Raw genomic sequence first — 15,628 nt, forward strand, 5'->3', positions numbered from 1 at the left:
TCAAGGGGAGAGAGCATTATCTTGGAACACGTCATCCTGTCACACGATGCTGAGACTGCGCGCCTTTCCGCAGTGCGCAGATATGCCGTGCTGGATACGCCGCCGGACGGGGCCTTCGATCGGATCGCGAGCCTGGCCGCGGAGCTACTGGAGACCCCGATCGCGATCATCTCGATCGTTGACGAGGACCGCATCTGGTTCAAGAGTCACACAGGGTTGGATGGGGTAGAGGAAATCCCCCGTGACCCGGGGCTTTGCGCCTCGGCGATCCTGCAGGACGGACCGTGGATTCTGACCGACGCGTCCGTCGCGCCGGCGGCACTGTCCAACCCGCTCGTCGCAGGCGAGTTCGGACTTCGCTTCTACGCCGGCATTCCGCTCAGAACCCATGACGGGCATGGCCTCGGCACGCTCTGCGTCATCGACAGAGCGCCGCGGGAGATCACGCCAAAGCAAACCGCCATTCTTCAAAATCTGGCGGCGGTGGTCATGGATGAGCTTGAGCTGAGGCGCGAGGCCATCGCCACAAACGAGGCGCTTCGCCGTGAGATGCGGGAAAAGGAACTCATGGCCGGGGAGGTCGAGCACCGTGTCATGAACAGCTTGCAACTCATATCCTCGGTCGCGCGGCGAAAGGCGGCGCAGCATTCCGGACAGACAGCAGCAGAGCTGAAGGACATCGCCGCGCGCATCGGCGCCATTGCGCAAGCCCACCGGCAGATCCAGCAGAGCCTGCCTGGTCTCGCCCAACACGGAGACTTGGCTCTGTTTCTCCAGGTGCTCAGCCGCGAGCTTTTTCCGCTGTGCCCGCAAGGTGGCCTGATCGAGGTGGAATGTCCCTCATTGAATCTGGCCCGGGACCGACTGGTCCCGATCGGGCATCTGGTAACGGAACTGGTGCTGAACTCGGTCAAGAGCGGCGCCGGACGCATCGGACTTCGAGGCGAACAGGCGGAGGGGTATTTCCAGCTCGAGATCGACGATGACGGCCCCGGCCTTCAGGAAGACTTCGATCCAAACAAGAGCAAGGGCCTCGGCATGGCCATTCTTCAGGCGATGGCCCAGAAGCTCGAGGCCAAGGTGACCTGGGGACGGAGCCAACGCGGTGGTGCGCGATTTACCGTAAAGCTGCCAGTTGAGTTGGATGGGGCGCCAAGGGCCGAGAGCAGGTTCGAGCGATCCCACTTATCCTCGAACTTTTAATCGAACGCACCATTGTGACCGCCTTACACCGGTAGCCGTGACACAGCGAGCTTGTGGTTGATGCCCAGCCAAGCGGCGTTAGCTTGCCATAGCGAGACCAGCCGCGCCGATTTTCTCGCCGAGGAATCCCCATGATCGAACTGTCTTCTGCCCATTCTGCGCCGGGTCTTTCCGAGCTCTTCGAGCACTCGCCGGCCTGCTTGGGGCTGTTTGAGGCCGAGGAGCCGTTCCGTGTCATCGCGCATAACCCGGCCTTCCAGAAGGTGCTGGACGAGCCGTTTCGCACCAAGGGCGTGGCTGGGCTGACGCTCCCCGAGTTCGCCAGCAATTCCGACCGAGTTATGGCCGTATACCGGCAGGTCGCCGAGACCGGTGAGCCCTTCGTCGTCGAACGCTACCGCTATGACGGTCTCGAGCGTGGTCCAACCTGGTGGAACTGGAGCCTGACCCCCGTGCGGCGAGATGGCCGCATCACCTCGCTCGTCCTGACGTCTGTGGAGGTCACCGAGGCCGTCCTGGCACAGCAGAAATTGGAAGCTGAGATCGAGGCGCGGCGTAATGCCGAAGAGCTCCTGGCCGGCGAACAGGAGCTGTTCCAACGCATCGTCGATATCATCCCTGTGATGATCACCATGTATGACGCGGACAAGAACCTGCTTCTGGTGAACCAGGAATTCGAGCGCCTGGCCGGCTGGTCGACCGAGGAAGCCCGTGCCGAGCCCGTATTCGAGATGTGTTATCCCGACCCCGACTACCGGGCCGAGGTGGCGCGCTTCATGGAAAGCTGCCAAGGCTGGAAGGACATCCGCCTCGTCACGCGACACGGGCTGACCTTGCAGACGAGCTGGTCCAACGTCCGGCTGTCCGATGACCGGCAGATCGGCATCGGCTTGGACCTCACGGACCGCAAGCGGGCCGAAGATGCGCTTGAGAACAGCCGGCGCGAGCTGGCGCTGGAGCGCGCGTTTCTCGAGGCCGTCATCGAGACGACGCCGGTGGGCATCAGCGTGGCACGTGATCCCCAGGGAAAGCCGCCGCTCATAAATCAGGAAGCACGTCGCATGATGGAGTTGGACCAACTGAATGGCGGGCTGGAGCGTTATCGTGATCTGCCGCTGCGCCATTTGGACGGCCGTCGCTATTCTCAAGACGAACTCGCGATCATTCGGGCGCTGGAGCATGGGGAGGAGACCACCGGCCGCGAGGTAATCTACGACACCAGCGCCGGCAAGCGGCGCTGGATCGTCAACGGTCGGCCCTTGCGTGATGAGACCGGCAAGATCGTAGCCGCGATCACGTCCTTTCTGGATATTGAGGACCGGCGTCGCGCCGAGGAAGCGCGGCAGATGCTTGTCGAGGAGTTGAACCACCGTGTGAAGAACACGCTCGCTATCGTGCAGAGCATCGCCGTGCAGTCCTTCCGGGACCTCTCCGACCCCCAGCAGGCCCAGTCGAAGTTTCAGGCCCGTCTGCGCGCACTTGCGGGGGCGCATGACCTCCTCACAAAGGAGAACTGGTCGAACGCAATGCTGTCCGATGTTCTCACCACCGCGCTCCACGTGTGTGGAATCTCGGATAGCAAAGACAGCCAAACGCACGTGTTCATCGATACCGACGAGCGCCTGACGCCGAAAGCCGCGGTCTCTCTATCTATGGGGCTCCACGAACTCGCCACGAACGCGATCAAGCATGGCTCCCTTTCCATGTCAGATGGGAAGCTCAGCGTGCGGTGCTCGACGAGCCACGAACGACCGGAGTGCATTCGGATCGACTGGCTCGAATCCAATGGACCGGCCAGCCCAAACGGACGGAAAAGTGGGTTCGGGGTGAGGCTGCTTCGTAGCATTGTCGAGCGGGATTTGACCGGCGAACTGCGGATCGCCTTTCCGCCAGGCGGCACCGCCTGCGAGATTGACCTGCCGCGAACCAGACTCGGTGGTAAAGCGTGATGGGGGAGCTTCAGGGCAAGCGTGTGCTGCTCGTCGAGGACGAGCTGTTCATAGCCATGCATGCGGTGGAGATCCTTCGGGGCCTCGGGGCGGAAGTCGTCGGCCCAGCAAACTCGCTCCGCGAGGCTTGGTCACTTGTCGAGATCGAGACCTTCGACTGCGCCATGCTCGACCGGAACCTGAATGGGGAATTCTCGGACCAGCTCGCGCAAGAGTTGAGGCATCGCGGCGTCCCCATGATCTTGGCAACCGGCTATGGTTCCATCGCCTCAGAGGGAGACCTCATTGTCGTGTCGAAGCCCTACGACGAGAACATGATTGCCGCGGCATTTCGATCGGTGATGAAAGAGCAGTCGCTGGAGTCGGAATGATGGAGGCCGGTTCACAGCAGAGGTTGTTTCGCCGAGCGTAACGGTGGGAGCGACCCGGACACGCTGCGGCGGGGCATTCGGGCAGCATACTCAAGGCAGGTATGAGCTGCTTGAGACGCCCGCCGGGGCTGCGGAATGGCCATCGCTCCTTTGATCCGCGGTCACAACCGTCGTCCCGCACCCGATCCTTCGGCTGTGGCGACCTCGCTTGCACCCACAGTATGGACGTCAGATACTTCATTGCCGCTTGGATGCCGCGTGTTACTCAGGACGAAGGCAATGGAGGCAACAAGTGGACGGAGACACCCAGCGGCGCGCCGCCATCCAGGATCATGAAGCCTTCCTGGCCGGAATGCATGACTTCCAGGCTGACATCGAGAAGTTGGCCGCCAGTGAATTCGTCGGCACCATACTCGAGACTGTCATGCTGGCTACCAACATGCGGTTCGCCGCGGTCGCCCGGGTGACGGCCGATCGCTGGGTCGCCTGTCGCACCGTGGACGAGGTCAACTTCGGCTTGGCCGAAGGTGACGAGATCGAGATCCAGTCGACGTTTTGCCAATCGGTGCGAAGAACCTCGCAGAAAGTTCTGTTCAGCGACGTCGCCACGAATGAGACCTACAGGGATCACCCCATAGCGGCCAAGTTCGGCATCGTCAGCTACGCCTCCATACCGATCCACCGCAGCGACGGCACCTTCTTCGGCACGCTTTGCGCGATCGACACCGTGCCGCGCGACGTTCAGAACCCGCGCGCGGTTGCCATGCTCGAGATGTTCGCGGAGACCATCGGCCGCGGGCTGGAAACCGAGGAGCGGCTGGAAGCGCAGGAGCGGCTCGTCGAATACGAACGCGAGATGGCCCGGGTCCAAGAAGAGTTCGTCGCGGTGCTGGGGCATGACCTGCGTAACCCGGTCGCCGCGCTCGCGGCGGGGGTCAGGCAGCTGGGCAAGGAGCCGCTGCCGGACAGGGCGCAGCAAATCCTGCCGATGATGCGCGCTTCGCTCCACCGCATGGGGGACCTGATCGACAACATCATGCTGCATGCCAAGGCGCGGTTGGGAAGCGGCATCCGGATTTCCGCAACTCCGGACGCCCCGTTGGCGGAGGCCATTCGACAGGTCGTCGAAGAGGTTCGTGCGGCATCACCTGAGCAGGATATCTCGCTCGACTTGCACTTCGACCGGCCGATCAGTTGCGACGCGCCGCGCGTGGCGCAAGCGGTGTCAAATCTGCTGTCCAATGCCACGCGACATGCAGCACATGGCTCGCCCATTTCGGTGCAAGGCATGGTCCGGGAGAACGAGGTCGAAATCACCGTCGCGAACCGCGGGAAGGCCATTCCGGAGGATGTCCGGCAGACCCTGTTCCAACCATTCCAGCGAGGCGAGCACACGACAGGTGAAGGACTGGGGCTCGGTCTCCATATCGCGTCCTCCATCGCAACTGCACACAATGGTCGGATCGAGGTAGCCTGCAAGGACGGGACCACGATCTTCGCATTCAAGCTGCCACTTCTTGCGCGATAGGCACCCACTTGGATACTTGCCCTTCGGCGACGGTAGGCGATGGACGGGGTTATTAACCAACGCCGCCGTTCGTCGAATGTTCAGCGATCGGCCGGGGTTGGGGCTGTGAGCGCTTGCGTTCTAAATGTGCGGGAAGCGGTCGTCCGACGCGCAAGCCACGAAGGCCCGACTTATTCCTCTACCCCCGCTTCACGGCCGCGCTCCTGCAGCTGTCCTCGATGTTTCGCAGCGACAACGGACGAATGTAGAGCATGGCCGCGAGACGAATGATCTCGGGTAACGTATTGTAGTAGCGGAACGGGCTACGTTTGGTCATTCCGCAATGCTTGATGACGGCCGCAGATGGCTCACGTGTGATTGCTCTGGCAGCTCCCTTCCGTTTGATCCCTGTCGGAACCGTTACAAGACCGGCATGATTGACACGCGGATCGACCGCCTCATAGCTTTCGCATCATGCCGGCGCCTTCCAATTCATATCGGGCACTTGTCCTGTTGTCGGTGGCAATCAATCTCGCGGTGCTTGTCGCGTTCGTCGTTCTTGCGACGTTGCAGTTTCACCAGGTTCGTTCGGAACTGGAGCGCGAGCGGTTGAGGATTGTCGCGGAACGCGCAGCAGAACCGTTGGCGGCAGCGGCCGGAATCGGTCTGGACCTTGCCTCGGTTCGCAATCTGCCGGGCATCCTCGAGCGGTCCCGACAATCGGACAGTGCCATTATCGCGTTGAGCGTGATCGCTTCAGATGGCGCGGTGATGGTGAGCACGTTGCCTGAACACGGTGGCGACATCGGCGCAGCGACGCTTCGGCGCCTTGAAGAGCCCGGGCTTCCATCAAGCTACCGGGAAGGCGGTGACTATCGTTATCTCATCACCTTCAGGGACAGCCATGAAACTCTCGTCGGTGCGCTTCTCACCGAATATTCGGGGGCAGCAGCCAATACGGCGGTATGGGCGATGGCGGGACGCCTGGCCACCGCGGCCCTACTGTTGTGCATACTCGGCAGCGCGGTTTCCGCTTGGTCGGTCAAGGCCGTGTTGAGGCCCGAGATTGCGGCGGACCGGGCCATCGCCGACGCCGATCGCGATCTGGAGCGCAGGCTATGGCGTGGACAACATGACGCCGCCCCCCATGACAGCGAAATAGACATCACGCATGCCCTGAAGGATGCAGAAAACGCTTATCTGCGGGCGCGGGAAGCGAACTCGTGAGCGATCACGTGGCTCCACGCCCTCAGGCCGTTCGCATCAGGGTTATGCTGTCTCTAATGCTGATCCTGACCGTGGCCGTTTCGATCTTCGCGGCTGTAACCCTCGGAGCTTTCGGCAAGGCGGTCGCACCGGAATTTCGGCAACGCACGGAACTGCTCGGCACGATTGTGCGCGAGGACCTGCAGCGCGCGCTTGAGCTTGGCATACCGCTCGACGCGGTCGCCGGGCTTGAGAACAAGGTCGAGACGTTGGTGGCCAACTTTCCAGAGGTTCGGCACGTCGCCGTCACGTCGTCGCGTGGGGCGGTGCTGCTGGACGTAACCGCTCCCGACCGGGACGCCGCGCAGACCCCTTGGCTGGGCTTTCGCGCGTGGACGGACACGCTACCAATTCTGGTCGGAAACAGGATCGTCGCGACCGTCACGATCCATGGCAATCCGCGTCTTCTCGAGGCAAGAACCTTCCGTGTGCTGACCGATATCGGATTGATCGCGCTCGCAATTGTCCTGCTCGGCACGGAAATCATCGTGGCGCTCGCTGCGCGAAGCGTCTGGATTCCGCGCGCGACATTTATGAAGCTTCTGGAAGAGCAGCGACGGGGGCGCTTTGACAGTGTCATGGCCGTGCCTCCGGAGGGCCCGTTGGCCGCCCCGGCCGAGCGTCTGAACGACCGCGCCTGGCACTTATGCGAGGCGAAGGACAAAGTGAGGACACTCGAGGTGTCGCTGCCTGTGACCGCAAGATTGCCTGTGTTTCTGCTGGCCTTTGGAACGGAGACGACAGCGTCCTTCCTTCCTATTATGGCCAGAAGCGCAGTGTATAGCGAAAGCCTACCAGCGCCTTTTGCCGCGGCAGCTCCGCTGGTAGTCTACCTCGCGGCCGCCGCCGTGATGGCCCCGCTCGCAGGCACATTCGTGCGGTCGATCGGTCCGCGAAAAGCATTCGTCTGGGCCATCCTTCCCATTGTCGCTGGTCTCGTCGTCATGGCTACTGCCGAAAGCCTTACGGGGATCACGCTCGGGCGGATGGCCGTCGGGATCGGCTATACACTGGCTGTTGTGTCCTGCTCGGTCTATGCGCTGCGGGCGGGGGGACGGCGGATGGCGAACCGGACCCAATCATCTCAGAACACGGCACTGTTCGGCGGCATTCTGGCCGGCACGGTGGTCGGCGGCATCGCCGCCTTCGAAGCGGGCTACGCCGCCGCGATCCTGCTGGGAGCTTTGGCGACGCTTGCCACCCTGCCGGTGGCGCGATGGGCGCTTTGCGGGCCGGCAGGACGGCCTTACCGCCCGCAGGCGGCGATCGGACCGCGTGCGGCGTTTCAAACTTATGCAGCTCTGGTCGTCTTAATCGCGATTCCGGCCAGTGCGATTACTGCTGTGGTAATCTGGTATTTGCTTCCTCTGACCTTGGCCGGGCAGGGTTATGACACCGCCGCGATCGCGCGGTTCGTCATGCTGTATTATCTGCCCACGATCCTCTTAGCCCCGCTCGCGGCTCAGATCATCAGCAGGGGTGCGATGACCGATCGCACGGCGATGGTTCTCGGCGCTCTACTGTCTGCTGGTGTCCTTTTGGGGGGGGCGGTAGCGGCCGTTACACCTGCCGTCATTGCGTTGGCCCTCGGCATCGGGCACGCGCTTCTTCGTGCCCCGCTTTATTCATTGGTTGTAGAGGCGGCCGGCACCAATCTCCACTGGATCGATCGCTTTCGCATGGCCGAACGGCTCGGCGCGATCGTGGCGTTCCTGATAGCCTTACTGACTATCGATGCAACAAACCCCGCACCCGTCTTTACGGCGTTCGGCATGCTGTCGTTGTCGGCGTTGCTCGCCTTTGTCATGCTTAGCCCGAGAGGTCGGAAGAAGGAGGCGCACGAACCCTGATGCGACGCATGGTTTCTACCCTCGCCCTCGCGGGCCTGGTGCTCTTCGGCGCCCCAGCAGGCGCCGGGGAAAAGACGGTCCTCATCGCTACGTGGCGCGGCTGCGAGGAAGCGTGCCAGGGCGTGATCGATTATCTGGCCGAAACGATGCCCGAGGTCTCCGTGCGTATTCGCGACGCGGACCGGGATCGGGCCAATCTCGATGGCTTGCTGGACGAGGCTCGACGGAATCAGGTTGACCTGATCGTGTCCTGGGGCACCACCGTCACCCTTGCCATCGCCGGCACGCTGGCGGACCGGCAGAACCCGGAGTTAAATAACGATATCCCGCAGGTCTTCATGATCGTTGCCGACCCCGTCGGGTCCGGTATCGTTGAAAGCCTTGAGAGAACGGGGCGCCCCAACATCACCGGCACCTACAACCGTGTGCCCGAGCGCGTCACCGTGGACACGCTTCTGAAACTTCTGCCGGATATGAGAGCCCTCGGCCTTCTTTACAATCCGAACGAGAAGAACTCGGTCTTAAAGCGCGATGAGATGGCAGAATTGCTGCCGAGGTTTGGAATCAAACTCGTAGACCGTGCCTTTGCCCTGTCCGAGGGCGGCGCACCGATGGTCGAGGATATCGGCAACCAGATCAGAGCGTTGAAGGCCTCGGGCGCGGACGCGCTGTATGTGGGCAGCTCTTCGTTTCTGCGCGCCAACGCCGCAACGCTGAGTGCCGCTGCCCGGAACGTCGATCTTCCGGTCTTGAGCCCCTACGAAGAGATGGTGCGCAACGGATATGCCCTGATCTCGGTCGCAGCCCGCTACTATGAGGTGGGTCGGCTTGCGGGACAGCAGGTGACAGCGATCCTGTCGGGCGGAGCGGACCCCTCCGAACTACCGGTTGCCAGAATGCAGGATTTCGCCCTGACAGTGAACTTGGACTTTGCCCGAGCCATCGATCTCTGGCCGCCGATTGATCTTCTTGAATTCGCGGAAGTAATAAAGTGAATTCTCACAATCAGGCCTGGCCAATGGCTTCGGGCTTCCAATAGGCTGTCTTTGCGGAAATTACTAGGGTCCGGTATGGGCCGCCCATTCTCCTCGGCTTATCTCGTATCATTTTCGCACTGACGTGATCTTTCCGCTTCTGAAAATATCTCCAAAACATCATGGTTGACCCTGGTAAACGCTTGAAGAGGTGTTCTGCCTCGTGAGTCTACCGCCCCATAATCTCGCCAGTCCGCCGGCTGAAACGACTCCCAGAGCTCGTGCAGCCGCGCCTCGGCTGCCAGCGCCTGCCGCGCGTGCTCATCCGAGAGCGGCGTGAAACGCTTCCGCACTTGCTCTTCACGATAGTGCTCCGCCAGGTGTCCGTAGGTGTTGCTGACGGTGATCGTATTGGCATGTCCGAGTTGCTTGGCAACGATATCGAGCGGCACACCGGCCCGCACAAGATCGGAAGCGTATGTATGCCGCAGCCCGTGGAAGACGAAGGACGTCGGCAGCCCGGCTTTTGCAATCGCACGCCGAAACAAGTTCGTGTGTTGGCGCCGCCAGACCTTTTCCCGATCTGAGAGTAGAACCGGATCACGATCACTCTTGCCTTCGCAACACGCAAGAAAGAACACCATGCCTTCGTCTGGGAGAAACACGAATCTCTCCGGTCCACGCTTGAAGCTGCCGACCCGTAAACCGAATCCTTGTCGGCCAACGTCCTCGACCCTTAGCGCGCCCAACTCTCCGACACGACAACCGGAATACAGCGCGGCAAGCACGAGGCGGCGCAGGGCTGGTGTGCAGGCGTCGAGGAGGCGCGTGCATTCGGGGCGCGTAAGGAAGATCGTGCGAGGCGCGTGGCTGACCGGGATGCGCTTGAGGCAGCGCCACGGCCGCTCTGAAGAGATATGACCACTCTCCCAGGCATGCTGGAATGCCATGCGCAAGATGCTGGCGAGAGAGTTGTAGGTGCGCTTCCGGCGGCGCAGTTCGTCGGGTGTCAGCTCGTCGATAGACACGGATGTGCGATAGGGCATGAAGCCGAACCGCGGTGGCGTCTCCAGGACCTGCTGGGCCAGGACAACCGAGTGCGTCGCGTTGAATTGCTCCAGTGGCACCGCAGCGAAGTTCGGCACGAGGTGATAATTGATCAGGACGAGGTTGTTGTAGTGGCCGCCCGGTGAACGCGCGAGGCGCGTCCAGCCGACATAGTCCCGAAGCGCGTGCCCGACCGTGTAGACCTCACCAGTCGGGCACACACTAATTTCGGTCACACGTCCAGTCGCCTTGGGCGCATTCGCGATCTCGCGCTTTTCCGCATCTTCAAACCACTCAAAGGCCCGCTCGACGGCGTCGTGAAAGCCGACGCGGCCGCGGCCAAGCTCTAGGGCCGGACCGAGACATTTCTGAACATAACGCTTGTCTCTGGTTAGCAGGCGCGCCGTCCAGTTGCAGATACGGTGGTCCGGCCTGTGGATGCCTAGATGTCGGCAGCGCAACAGCGCGTGCCAATAGGGGGAGTCGCGAAACCCGAGCCCAGCGACGATTTCTGAATCGGCGAAACGGCAGGTGCCGATCGCTGGTATGGCCACATCCGGAACCCGCGCCGAAAATGCGGTGGGGGACATGCAAACACTCCACAACGAGGAGGCTCGCAGCCAGTCTACGCTCCTTTCAGTTCTTCGAGGATGCTCCCGTCGAAGCGGTCGAAATTTTTTTGTGACAGGAACAGGTCGGCTGTTTCGGCTCGTCGGCCTGCAACGACCTTCAGAGGATCGAGAGCCCAGTCAGATCTCGGGTCAACAGCGCGCTTGAGCGGTGACCATAAGTGCGGCTGACGGTGTCAGAGTTGCGATTGCTCGACCCATTCTTCATCCACCCGAAGCCGGAGCCCGGCGGTCAGATTGGCGCGGGTGCCCCGGTGGAGCAATGGGCGATCCTCTGACTGACGAGCGGCATGATCGCTGGTCATAGCTTAGCCTTGATCTCGGTGCAGGTCGGGGTTGAAGTCGCCAAACTTCACTTGGACCAGCCACCACCTGGCTCGAGGGCCTGCGCGACCCGGCCGGCGGATGCGTGCACTCGCCGAGGTCCGTGACGTCGCCGACCGGGTAGGCCCGGGCTACATAGTGGGCGCGGCGAGGCCCCACCTAGACCCATGACCACATGCCGATGACGCCCAACGTGGTGTTTTATCTCTGAAGTTAGAAGCAGGTGGAAATGGTGGGAAAATGCGCTCGGGGGATCACTGAATGGCCCGCAAAAATCCCTCCTGTAATGCTACGACGGCCGGAAGCCCAGGTCCTCGATTTCCTGAAGAAAAGCGCAGACTTCCTGGGCATTGTGGCGATTCGGCCGTGGCAAGCCCGTCACACACACCTTTCTGACCTTTCCCCCGCCGCTTGTCGTTCTTTCCCTCGGTCAAGTTTGACCCTGACAGACGTCAACATTCACGAAAGGCAAATGCGCTCCGTTTCGAGTGCTCGCGGAAGGGGCGGAAGCGTCCAGTTCCGCATCACGTTCAAGCGGCAGGATTGCATTTACGGCGTCTGCGGCATCCCTGCGCGTCCGGATCGGCGACTCCGAATCTTCTAGGACTTCGCGGGATCCGCCGGATCGGACATCGCCAACCTTTCCTCGCCGGTCCGGACCGCATAGGCGGACGGAGAGCGTCGGAATGCCGCTTGGTCCGACCGGCGACCATTGACGTTTGGGCCGCGCCTGCCTCGACCTCGAGCGCCTGAAGGCTGCCCTCACGGGGACCACAACGCGCCCGCTCGTTCTGACGCCACGCGCAGCGCCCGTTGAGCGGAGGCGTCCGGAGTCCAGGCGCAATGAGCCTGTCGCTCGAGCCGTGGGGTTCCCACGGTTGCCACGCCAAGGTCTCCCGATACTGCACCCCGTAGGTAGCGAAGGATTCCGGAATGACCGAGGATGGACGCTCATACGGGGTTGGCGAACATGCCGGGCACGTCGCGCACCAACTGATCCAGGTCCCGCTGGTGGGGTTTGCCATCGGCATGACCCGGAGAGTTGTGCCGAGCCTTGCGGAGAGAGAGTTCGGCCTGGCGCAAGGGGTCGTTCCTGCTCCTCGTGTCCATCGTCATCGCCTTCGGCGCGGTCAAGGCGGTGATGAACTTCGTCGCCGGGCAATGGTCCGAGCGCAAAGGGGGGTGGGTCATACAGGCAACGGATGGATCGCTGCTTTGGGATGTCCGCCCTGGTTCCACAGGAAGGCCAGGGTGATCGGGAGGCGGAAGCGGCGGGGTCCGGCCGCGCCAGGGTTCAGCCAGAGGAGGGTGCCGGTCTCCTCGATGCTCGGCCGGTGGGAGTGGCCCGAGATCACGACATCCCACCCCTCTTTCTTCGGATCGGCAAGCAAATCCTGACGGTTGTGGATCATGTGGATGTGAAGACCCCTGATTGTCAGACTCACCGTTTCAGGAAGCGAATCCGCCCAATTGCCGCGATCGATGTTGCCGCGGATTGCCGTCACCGGGGCGATGCGCTGCAGTTCGTCGAGATGCTTTGGGTTCCCGATATCGCCTGCATGCAGGATATGCTCGACGCCCTGGAGGGCTTTCACCGCCTCGGGCCGGAGCAGGCTATGGGTGTCAGAGATGACGCCGATACACTCTCGAAGCGGGGGGCGCACCGGGGAGGCGTCAATTGTCATGGCACATCCTGTCTCCCAATCTTTGCAACCAAAGCTCTGCCAAGCCAGCACCGTATGATGGGGCACCGCCACGGTTCAGTAACCTCAAGCAGCACCGTTCTCGGAATTTACCTGCCAAGCCGCGCCCGTCGACCGGTCGGGCTGGCGCAAGCTATTCGGCGGAGCCTACGCCGTGGGGTCGTCTGCTGCGGCGCTCGGCGCATCCCGAGGGCTGTCCGACCGTCTTCGCCGTGCAGTTCGTGTTCAGTCATGCTCATGACCTTTCCGGTGGCCGGCTGCTTATGACCCTGGCTGGCGCGCCGGTGGCGTTCCTAAGTCTTACTTGGCTGGCCGCTCTCGGGATCGTAGTAGCCATGCGCATCTGGCAGAACATGGCGGCGGGCGCAGCCACCGCCATGCCGTGGTGATCGACCGGCTGCACCCGCACTGGCCGGCCTGAGGTTCAGCCCGCGAAGCGCCAGAGCGCGCCGGCCAGCGCCGCGGCCAAAAGGACCGGCAGCACCCCGGCCCGGAACCGGAACAGGGCGATGGCCGCCGCCAGCGCGATGAGCGCGGCCACCGGCTGGAGGCTCGCCGGCACCGGAAGGTCGAGGTCGAGCGGGCCGGCTGTCAGCGCGACCTGGCGGGCGAACAGCGAATGCACGCCGAACCAGACCGCGAGGTTCAGGATCACGCCCACGATCGCCGCGGTGATGGCCGACAGCGCTCCGGAGAGCGCGGCATTGCCGCGCAGCCGCTCGATATGCGGCGCCCCGAGGAAGATCCACAGGAAGGACGGCACGAAGGTCACCCAGGTCACCAGGATCGAGGCCAGCACCGCTGCCAGCCACGGGTCGAGCGCGCCGGGATCGCGGAACGCGGCGAGAAATCCCACGAACTGCACGACCTGGATCAGCGGACCTGGCGTGGTCTCGGCCATGCCGAGCCCGTCGAGCATCTCGGCGGGGCTGAGCCAGCCGAAGGTCTCGACCGCGGCCTGGGCGACATAGGCCAGCACCGCGTAGGCGCCGCCGAAGGTCACCACCGCCATCTGGCTGAAGAACAGCCCCATCCGCGCGAAGGTGTCGTCGGCGCCCAGCAGCACGAGCAGCGCGGCCACCGGGACCAGCCACAGCGCCAGGCCGACCAGCGCCGGGCAGAGGGTCGCCGCGCCGCGCCGTGCATGGGCCGGGATCTCGGTGCCGAGCCACGACTCCGCGTCGCTGAGCCCGTCCCTGGCGCCGCCATGGCCGCCGGGGGCGAAGGGCGCGTGGCCGCGCCGCGCGGCAAGCCAGCCGGTCAGCCCGGCCGCGACCACGATCACCGGGAACGGCACCGCGAAGACGTGGATGGCGAGAAACGCCGCGGCCGCGAGCAGCAGCGCCGCCCGGCTCCGCAGCGCGCGGCCGCCGATCCGCCAGACCGCCTGCACCACCACCGCGAGGACCGCGGCCTTCAGCCCGAGGAACGCCCCCTCGATCGCCGGCACCGCGCCCCAGCGCACATAGACGAGGCTGAGCGCGAGGATGGCGAGGAAGCCCGGCAGCACGAAGAGCGCCCCGGCCACGACGCCGCCCTTGGTGCGGTGCAGCAGCCAGCCGAGATAGATCGCGAGCTGCTGGGCCTCGGGGCCCGGCAGCAGCATGCAGAAGTTCAGGGCGCTCAGGAACCGCCCCTCGCCGACCCAGCGCTTCTCGTCGACGATTATGCGGTGCATGACGGCGATCTGCCCGGCCGGCCCGCCGAAGGACAGCGCGGCGACCCGCGCCCAGGCGCGCACCGCCGCGCCGAAGGGGATCTCGGGCCGGCTCATGACCGGACCCTGTTCGTCGGCCAGTTGTGCGTCTCGTCGGTGGCGTCGCGGCACCAGCGGTAGAAGGCATCATAGAGCAGCAGGCCGGCCTCCATCTGGGCATTGTCGTCGGAATGGATCCGCGACAGCCCGAGCGAGGCGGCGAGCAGGCCCGGCGCCTCCGGGGCGAGCTCCGGCCGGGCGGTATCCGCGCCGCGCACGATCCGGGCCAGCCGGTCCAGCGCCGCGACCGACAGCCCGAATTCCTGCACCATGACGTCGAAGGAGCAGAGCTCGCCGCGATGGGTCCAGACGATGTCGGCCTCGATGTCGAACGGCGTCGCGCCGAAGCGCTCCGCCACGCCGAGGACTTCCGAAGGCGCCACGAAGAGGAACCGCGCGGCGGGATCGACGAAGCGCCGGATCAGCCAAGGACAGGCGATCCGGTCGATCTTCGGCCGCGACCGGGTCACCCAGAGGGTGGCACCGGACGTGTCACGCTCGGGGATCTTCTCCCAGGGCACCGCTGGGTGCCCGGCCGCGGTCCAGGCGGCATGACCGCCCTCGAGGACCTGCGCGGTGACGCCGAGAGACCGGAGCATCGCCGCCCCTCCCTCGCTGCGCGCACGCCCTTCGGCGCAGATGACGATGGCCGGACGGTCGCCGAGGCCGGTCGCCCAGTCCGCGACCGCTTCGAGCGGCCTGCGGACTGCGCCGGGGACGAGGCGGGGATCGGCGGAGAAATCCTCCTCCATGCGAACGTCGATCAGGTGCGGCGTGTCGGCTCGCCCGATCAGACGAAGCAGCTTGTCGGGGGTCATGGCGGTGGGGCTCGGCATGGCATGCGTCCTCAAGTGAATACGGACGCGATTCTTGGGCCGGAGCCTGATGGGGAGATCGCGGTCCCCATACGCGCAGTATCGGGCCGGCCGATAGCTGCCGTCAATATCTCACGATCACCCGCGCAGCCGTCCCCGCGGGGATTGGCGCATGCTTCGTAGAGCCCAGGCGGGGGTTGGCAGGCAACGCCGAGCCCGCCCGGCGAAGGTGTC

Annotated in this window: 12 protein-coding genes and 1 pseudogene; 7 read left to right on the plus strand and 6 right to left on the minus strand. The window is 63.7% G+C overall.

Translation table 11 applies throughout. The features are described from left to right. Positions 1 to 21 precede the first annotated feature (21 nt). The 4 genes from ACXYMW_RS09615 to ACXYMW_RS09630 all read left to right on the plus strand — a co-directional run bounded on the left by ACXYMW_RS09615 (position 22) and on the right by ACXYMW_RS09630 (position 5,051). Positions 22 to 1,203: a sensor histidine kinase gene (locus tag ACXYMW_RS09615; protein ID WP_459035097.1), complete on the plus strand. Its 1,182-nt coding sequence runs from the start codon at positions 22 to 24 to the stop codon at positions 1,201 to 1,203. Between the two features lie 131 nt (positions 1,204 to 1,334). After that, on the plus strand, positions 1,335 to 3,152 hold the full coding sequence (locus ACXYMW_RS09620; RefSeq protein WP_459035098.1) for a PAS domain-containing protein: 1,818 nt from the start codon (positions 1,335 to 1,337) through the stop codon (positions 3,150 to 3,152). After that, positions 3,152 to 3,523 carry a response regulator gene (locus ACXYMW_RS09625; RefSeq protein WP_459035099.1) on the plus strand — a complete coding sequence of 124 codons (372 nt, stop codon included), beginning with the start codon at positions 3,152 to 3,154 and terminating at the stop codon, positions 3,521 to 3,523. The genes ACXYMW_RS09620 and ACXYMW_RS09625 overlap by 1 nt, the downstream gene beginning before the upstream one ends. Positions 3,524 to 3,815: 292 nt before the next feature. Then, the gene (locus tag ACXYMW_RS09630) at positions 3,816 to 5,051 is read left to right on the plus strand and encodes a GAF domain-containing sensor histidine kinase (RefSeq protein ID WP_459035100.1); all 1,236 of its coding nucleotides are present in this window, start codon (positions 3,816 to 3,818) and stop codon (positions 5,049 to 5,051) included. Positions 5,052 to 5,262: 211 nt separating this feature from the next. Here ACXYMW_RS09630 and ACXYMW_RS09635 read toward each other — a convergent pair. Then, positions 5,263 to 5,367, minus strand: a pseudogene (locus ACXYMW_RS09635) (IS6 family transposase); the annotation flags it as partial. A 182-nt stretch (positions 5,368 to 5,549) separates the two neighbouring features. Here ACXYMW_RS09635 and ACXYMW_RS09640 point away from each other — a divergent pair. Genes ACXYMW_RS09640 through ACXYMW_RS09650 form a run of 3 tightly spaced genes read left to right on the plus strand, consistent with a single transcriptional unit; the run spans position 5,550 to position 9,141 of the window. After that, positions 5,550 to 6,257: a hypothetical protein gene (locus ACXYMW_RS09640; RefSeq protein ID WP_459035101.1), complete on the plus strand. Its 708-nt coding sequence runs from the start codon at positions 5,550 to 5,552 to the stop codon at positions 6,255 to 6,257. 56 nt (positions 6,258 to 6,313) lie between these two features. Next, positions 6,314 to 8,146 (plus strand): MFS transporter, encoded by a 1,833-nt coding sequence (locus tag ACXYMW_RS09645; protein WP_459035102.1) that lies wholly within the window; start codon positions 6,314 to 6,316, stop codon positions 8,144 to 8,146. Continuing rightward, entirely contained in the window at positions 8,146 to 9,141 is a 996-nt protein-coding gene (locus ACXYMW_RS09650) for an ABC transporter substrate-binding protein (RefSeq protein ID WP_459035103.1), read from the plus strand. Before ACXYMW_RS09645 ends, ACXYMW_RS09650 begins: the two co-directional genes overlap by 1 nt. Before the next feature lie 98 nt (positions 9,142 to 9,239). On the opposite strand, the gene ACXYMW_RS09655 is transcribed toward ACXYMW_RS09650, so the two are convergent. From ACXYMW_RS09655 to ACXYMW_RS09675, 5 genes are all read right to left on the minus strand, one after another. Continuing rightward, positions 9,240 to 10,757 (minus strand): tyrosine-type recombinase/integrase, encoded by a 1,518-nt coding sequence (locus ACXYMW_RS09655; RefSeq protein ID WP_459035104.1) that lies wholly within the window; start codon positions 10,755 to 10,757, stop codon positions 9,240 to 9,242. Positions 10,758 to 12,071: 1,314 nt separating this feature from the next. After that, positions 12,072 to 12,254 carry a hypothetical protein gene (locus ACXYMW_RS09660; RefSeq protein WP_459035105.1) on the minus strand — a complete coding sequence of 61 codons (183 nt, stop codon included), beginning with the start codon at positions 12,252 to 12,254 and terminating at the stop codon, positions 12,072 to 12,074. 53 nt (positions 12,255 to 12,307) lie between these two features. Then, complete coding sequence (locus ACXYMW_RS09665; protein WP_459035106.1) at positions 12,308 to 12,805, minus strand: metallophosphoesterase family protein; 498 nt, start codon at positions 12,803 to 12,805, stop codon at positions 12,308 to 12,310. Positions 12,806 to 13,247: 442 nt separating this feature from the next. Then, positions 13,248 to 14,597 (minus strand): chromate efflux transporter, encoded by a 1,350-nt coding sequence (gene chrA, locus ACXYMW_RS09670; protein ID WP_459035107.1) that lies wholly within the window; start codon positions 14,595 to 14,597, stop codon positions 13,248 to 13,250. Continuing rightward, the gene (locus ACXYMW_RS09675; protein WP_459035108.1) at positions 14,594 to 15,415 is read right to left on the minus strand and encodes a chromate resistance protein ChrB domain-containing protein; all 822 of its coding nucleotides are present in this window, start codon (positions 15,413 to 15,415) and stop codon (positions 14,594 to 14,596) included. The genes chrA and ACXYMW_RS09675 overlap by 4 nt, the downstream gene beginning before the upstream one ends. Between the last annotated feature and the right edge of the window lie 213 nt (positions 15,416 to 15,628).

It is taken from the genome of Roseivivax sp. CAU 1761 (assembly GCF_054482755.1).

What these genes read in the sequence shown, in the direction of transcription:
- ACXYMW_RS09620 (WP_459035098.1), top strand. Translation starts at nt 1,335, where the DNA reads ATGATCGAACTGTCTTCTGCCCATTCTGCGCCGGGTCTTTCCGAGCTC.
- ACXYMW_RS09625 (WP_459035099.1), top strand. Translation starts at nt 3,152, where the DNA reads ATGGGGGAGCTTCAGGGCAAGCGTGTGCTGCTCGTCGAGGACGAGCTG.
- ACXYMW_RS09645 (WP_459035102.1), top strand. Translation starts at nt 6,314, where the DNA reads ATGCTGATCCTGACCGTGGCCGTTTCGATCTTCGCGGCTGTAACCCTC.
- ACXYMW_RS09650 (WP_459035103.1), top strand. Translation starts at nt 8,146, where the DNA reads ATGCGACGCATGGTTTCTACCCTCGCCCTCGCGGGCCTGGTGCTCTTC.
- ACXYMW_RS09655 (WP_459035104.1), bottom strand. Translation starts at nt 10,757, where the DNA reads ATGTCCCCCACCGCATTTTCGGCGCGGGTTCCGGATGTGGCCATACCA.
- ACXYMW_RS09665 (WP_459035106.1), bottom strand. Translation starts at nt 12,805, where the DNA reads ATGACAATTGACGCCTCCCCGGTGCGCCCCCCGCTTCGAGAGTGTATC.
- chrA (WP_459035107.1), bottom strand. Translation starts at nt 14,597, where the DNA reads ATGAGCCGGCCCGAGATCCCCTTCGGCGCGGCGGTGCGCGCCTGGGCG.
- ACXYMW_RS09675 (WP_459035108.1), bottom strand. Translation starts at nt 15,415, where the DNA reads ATGCCGAGCCCCACCGCCATGACCCCCGACAAGCTGCTTCGTCTGATC.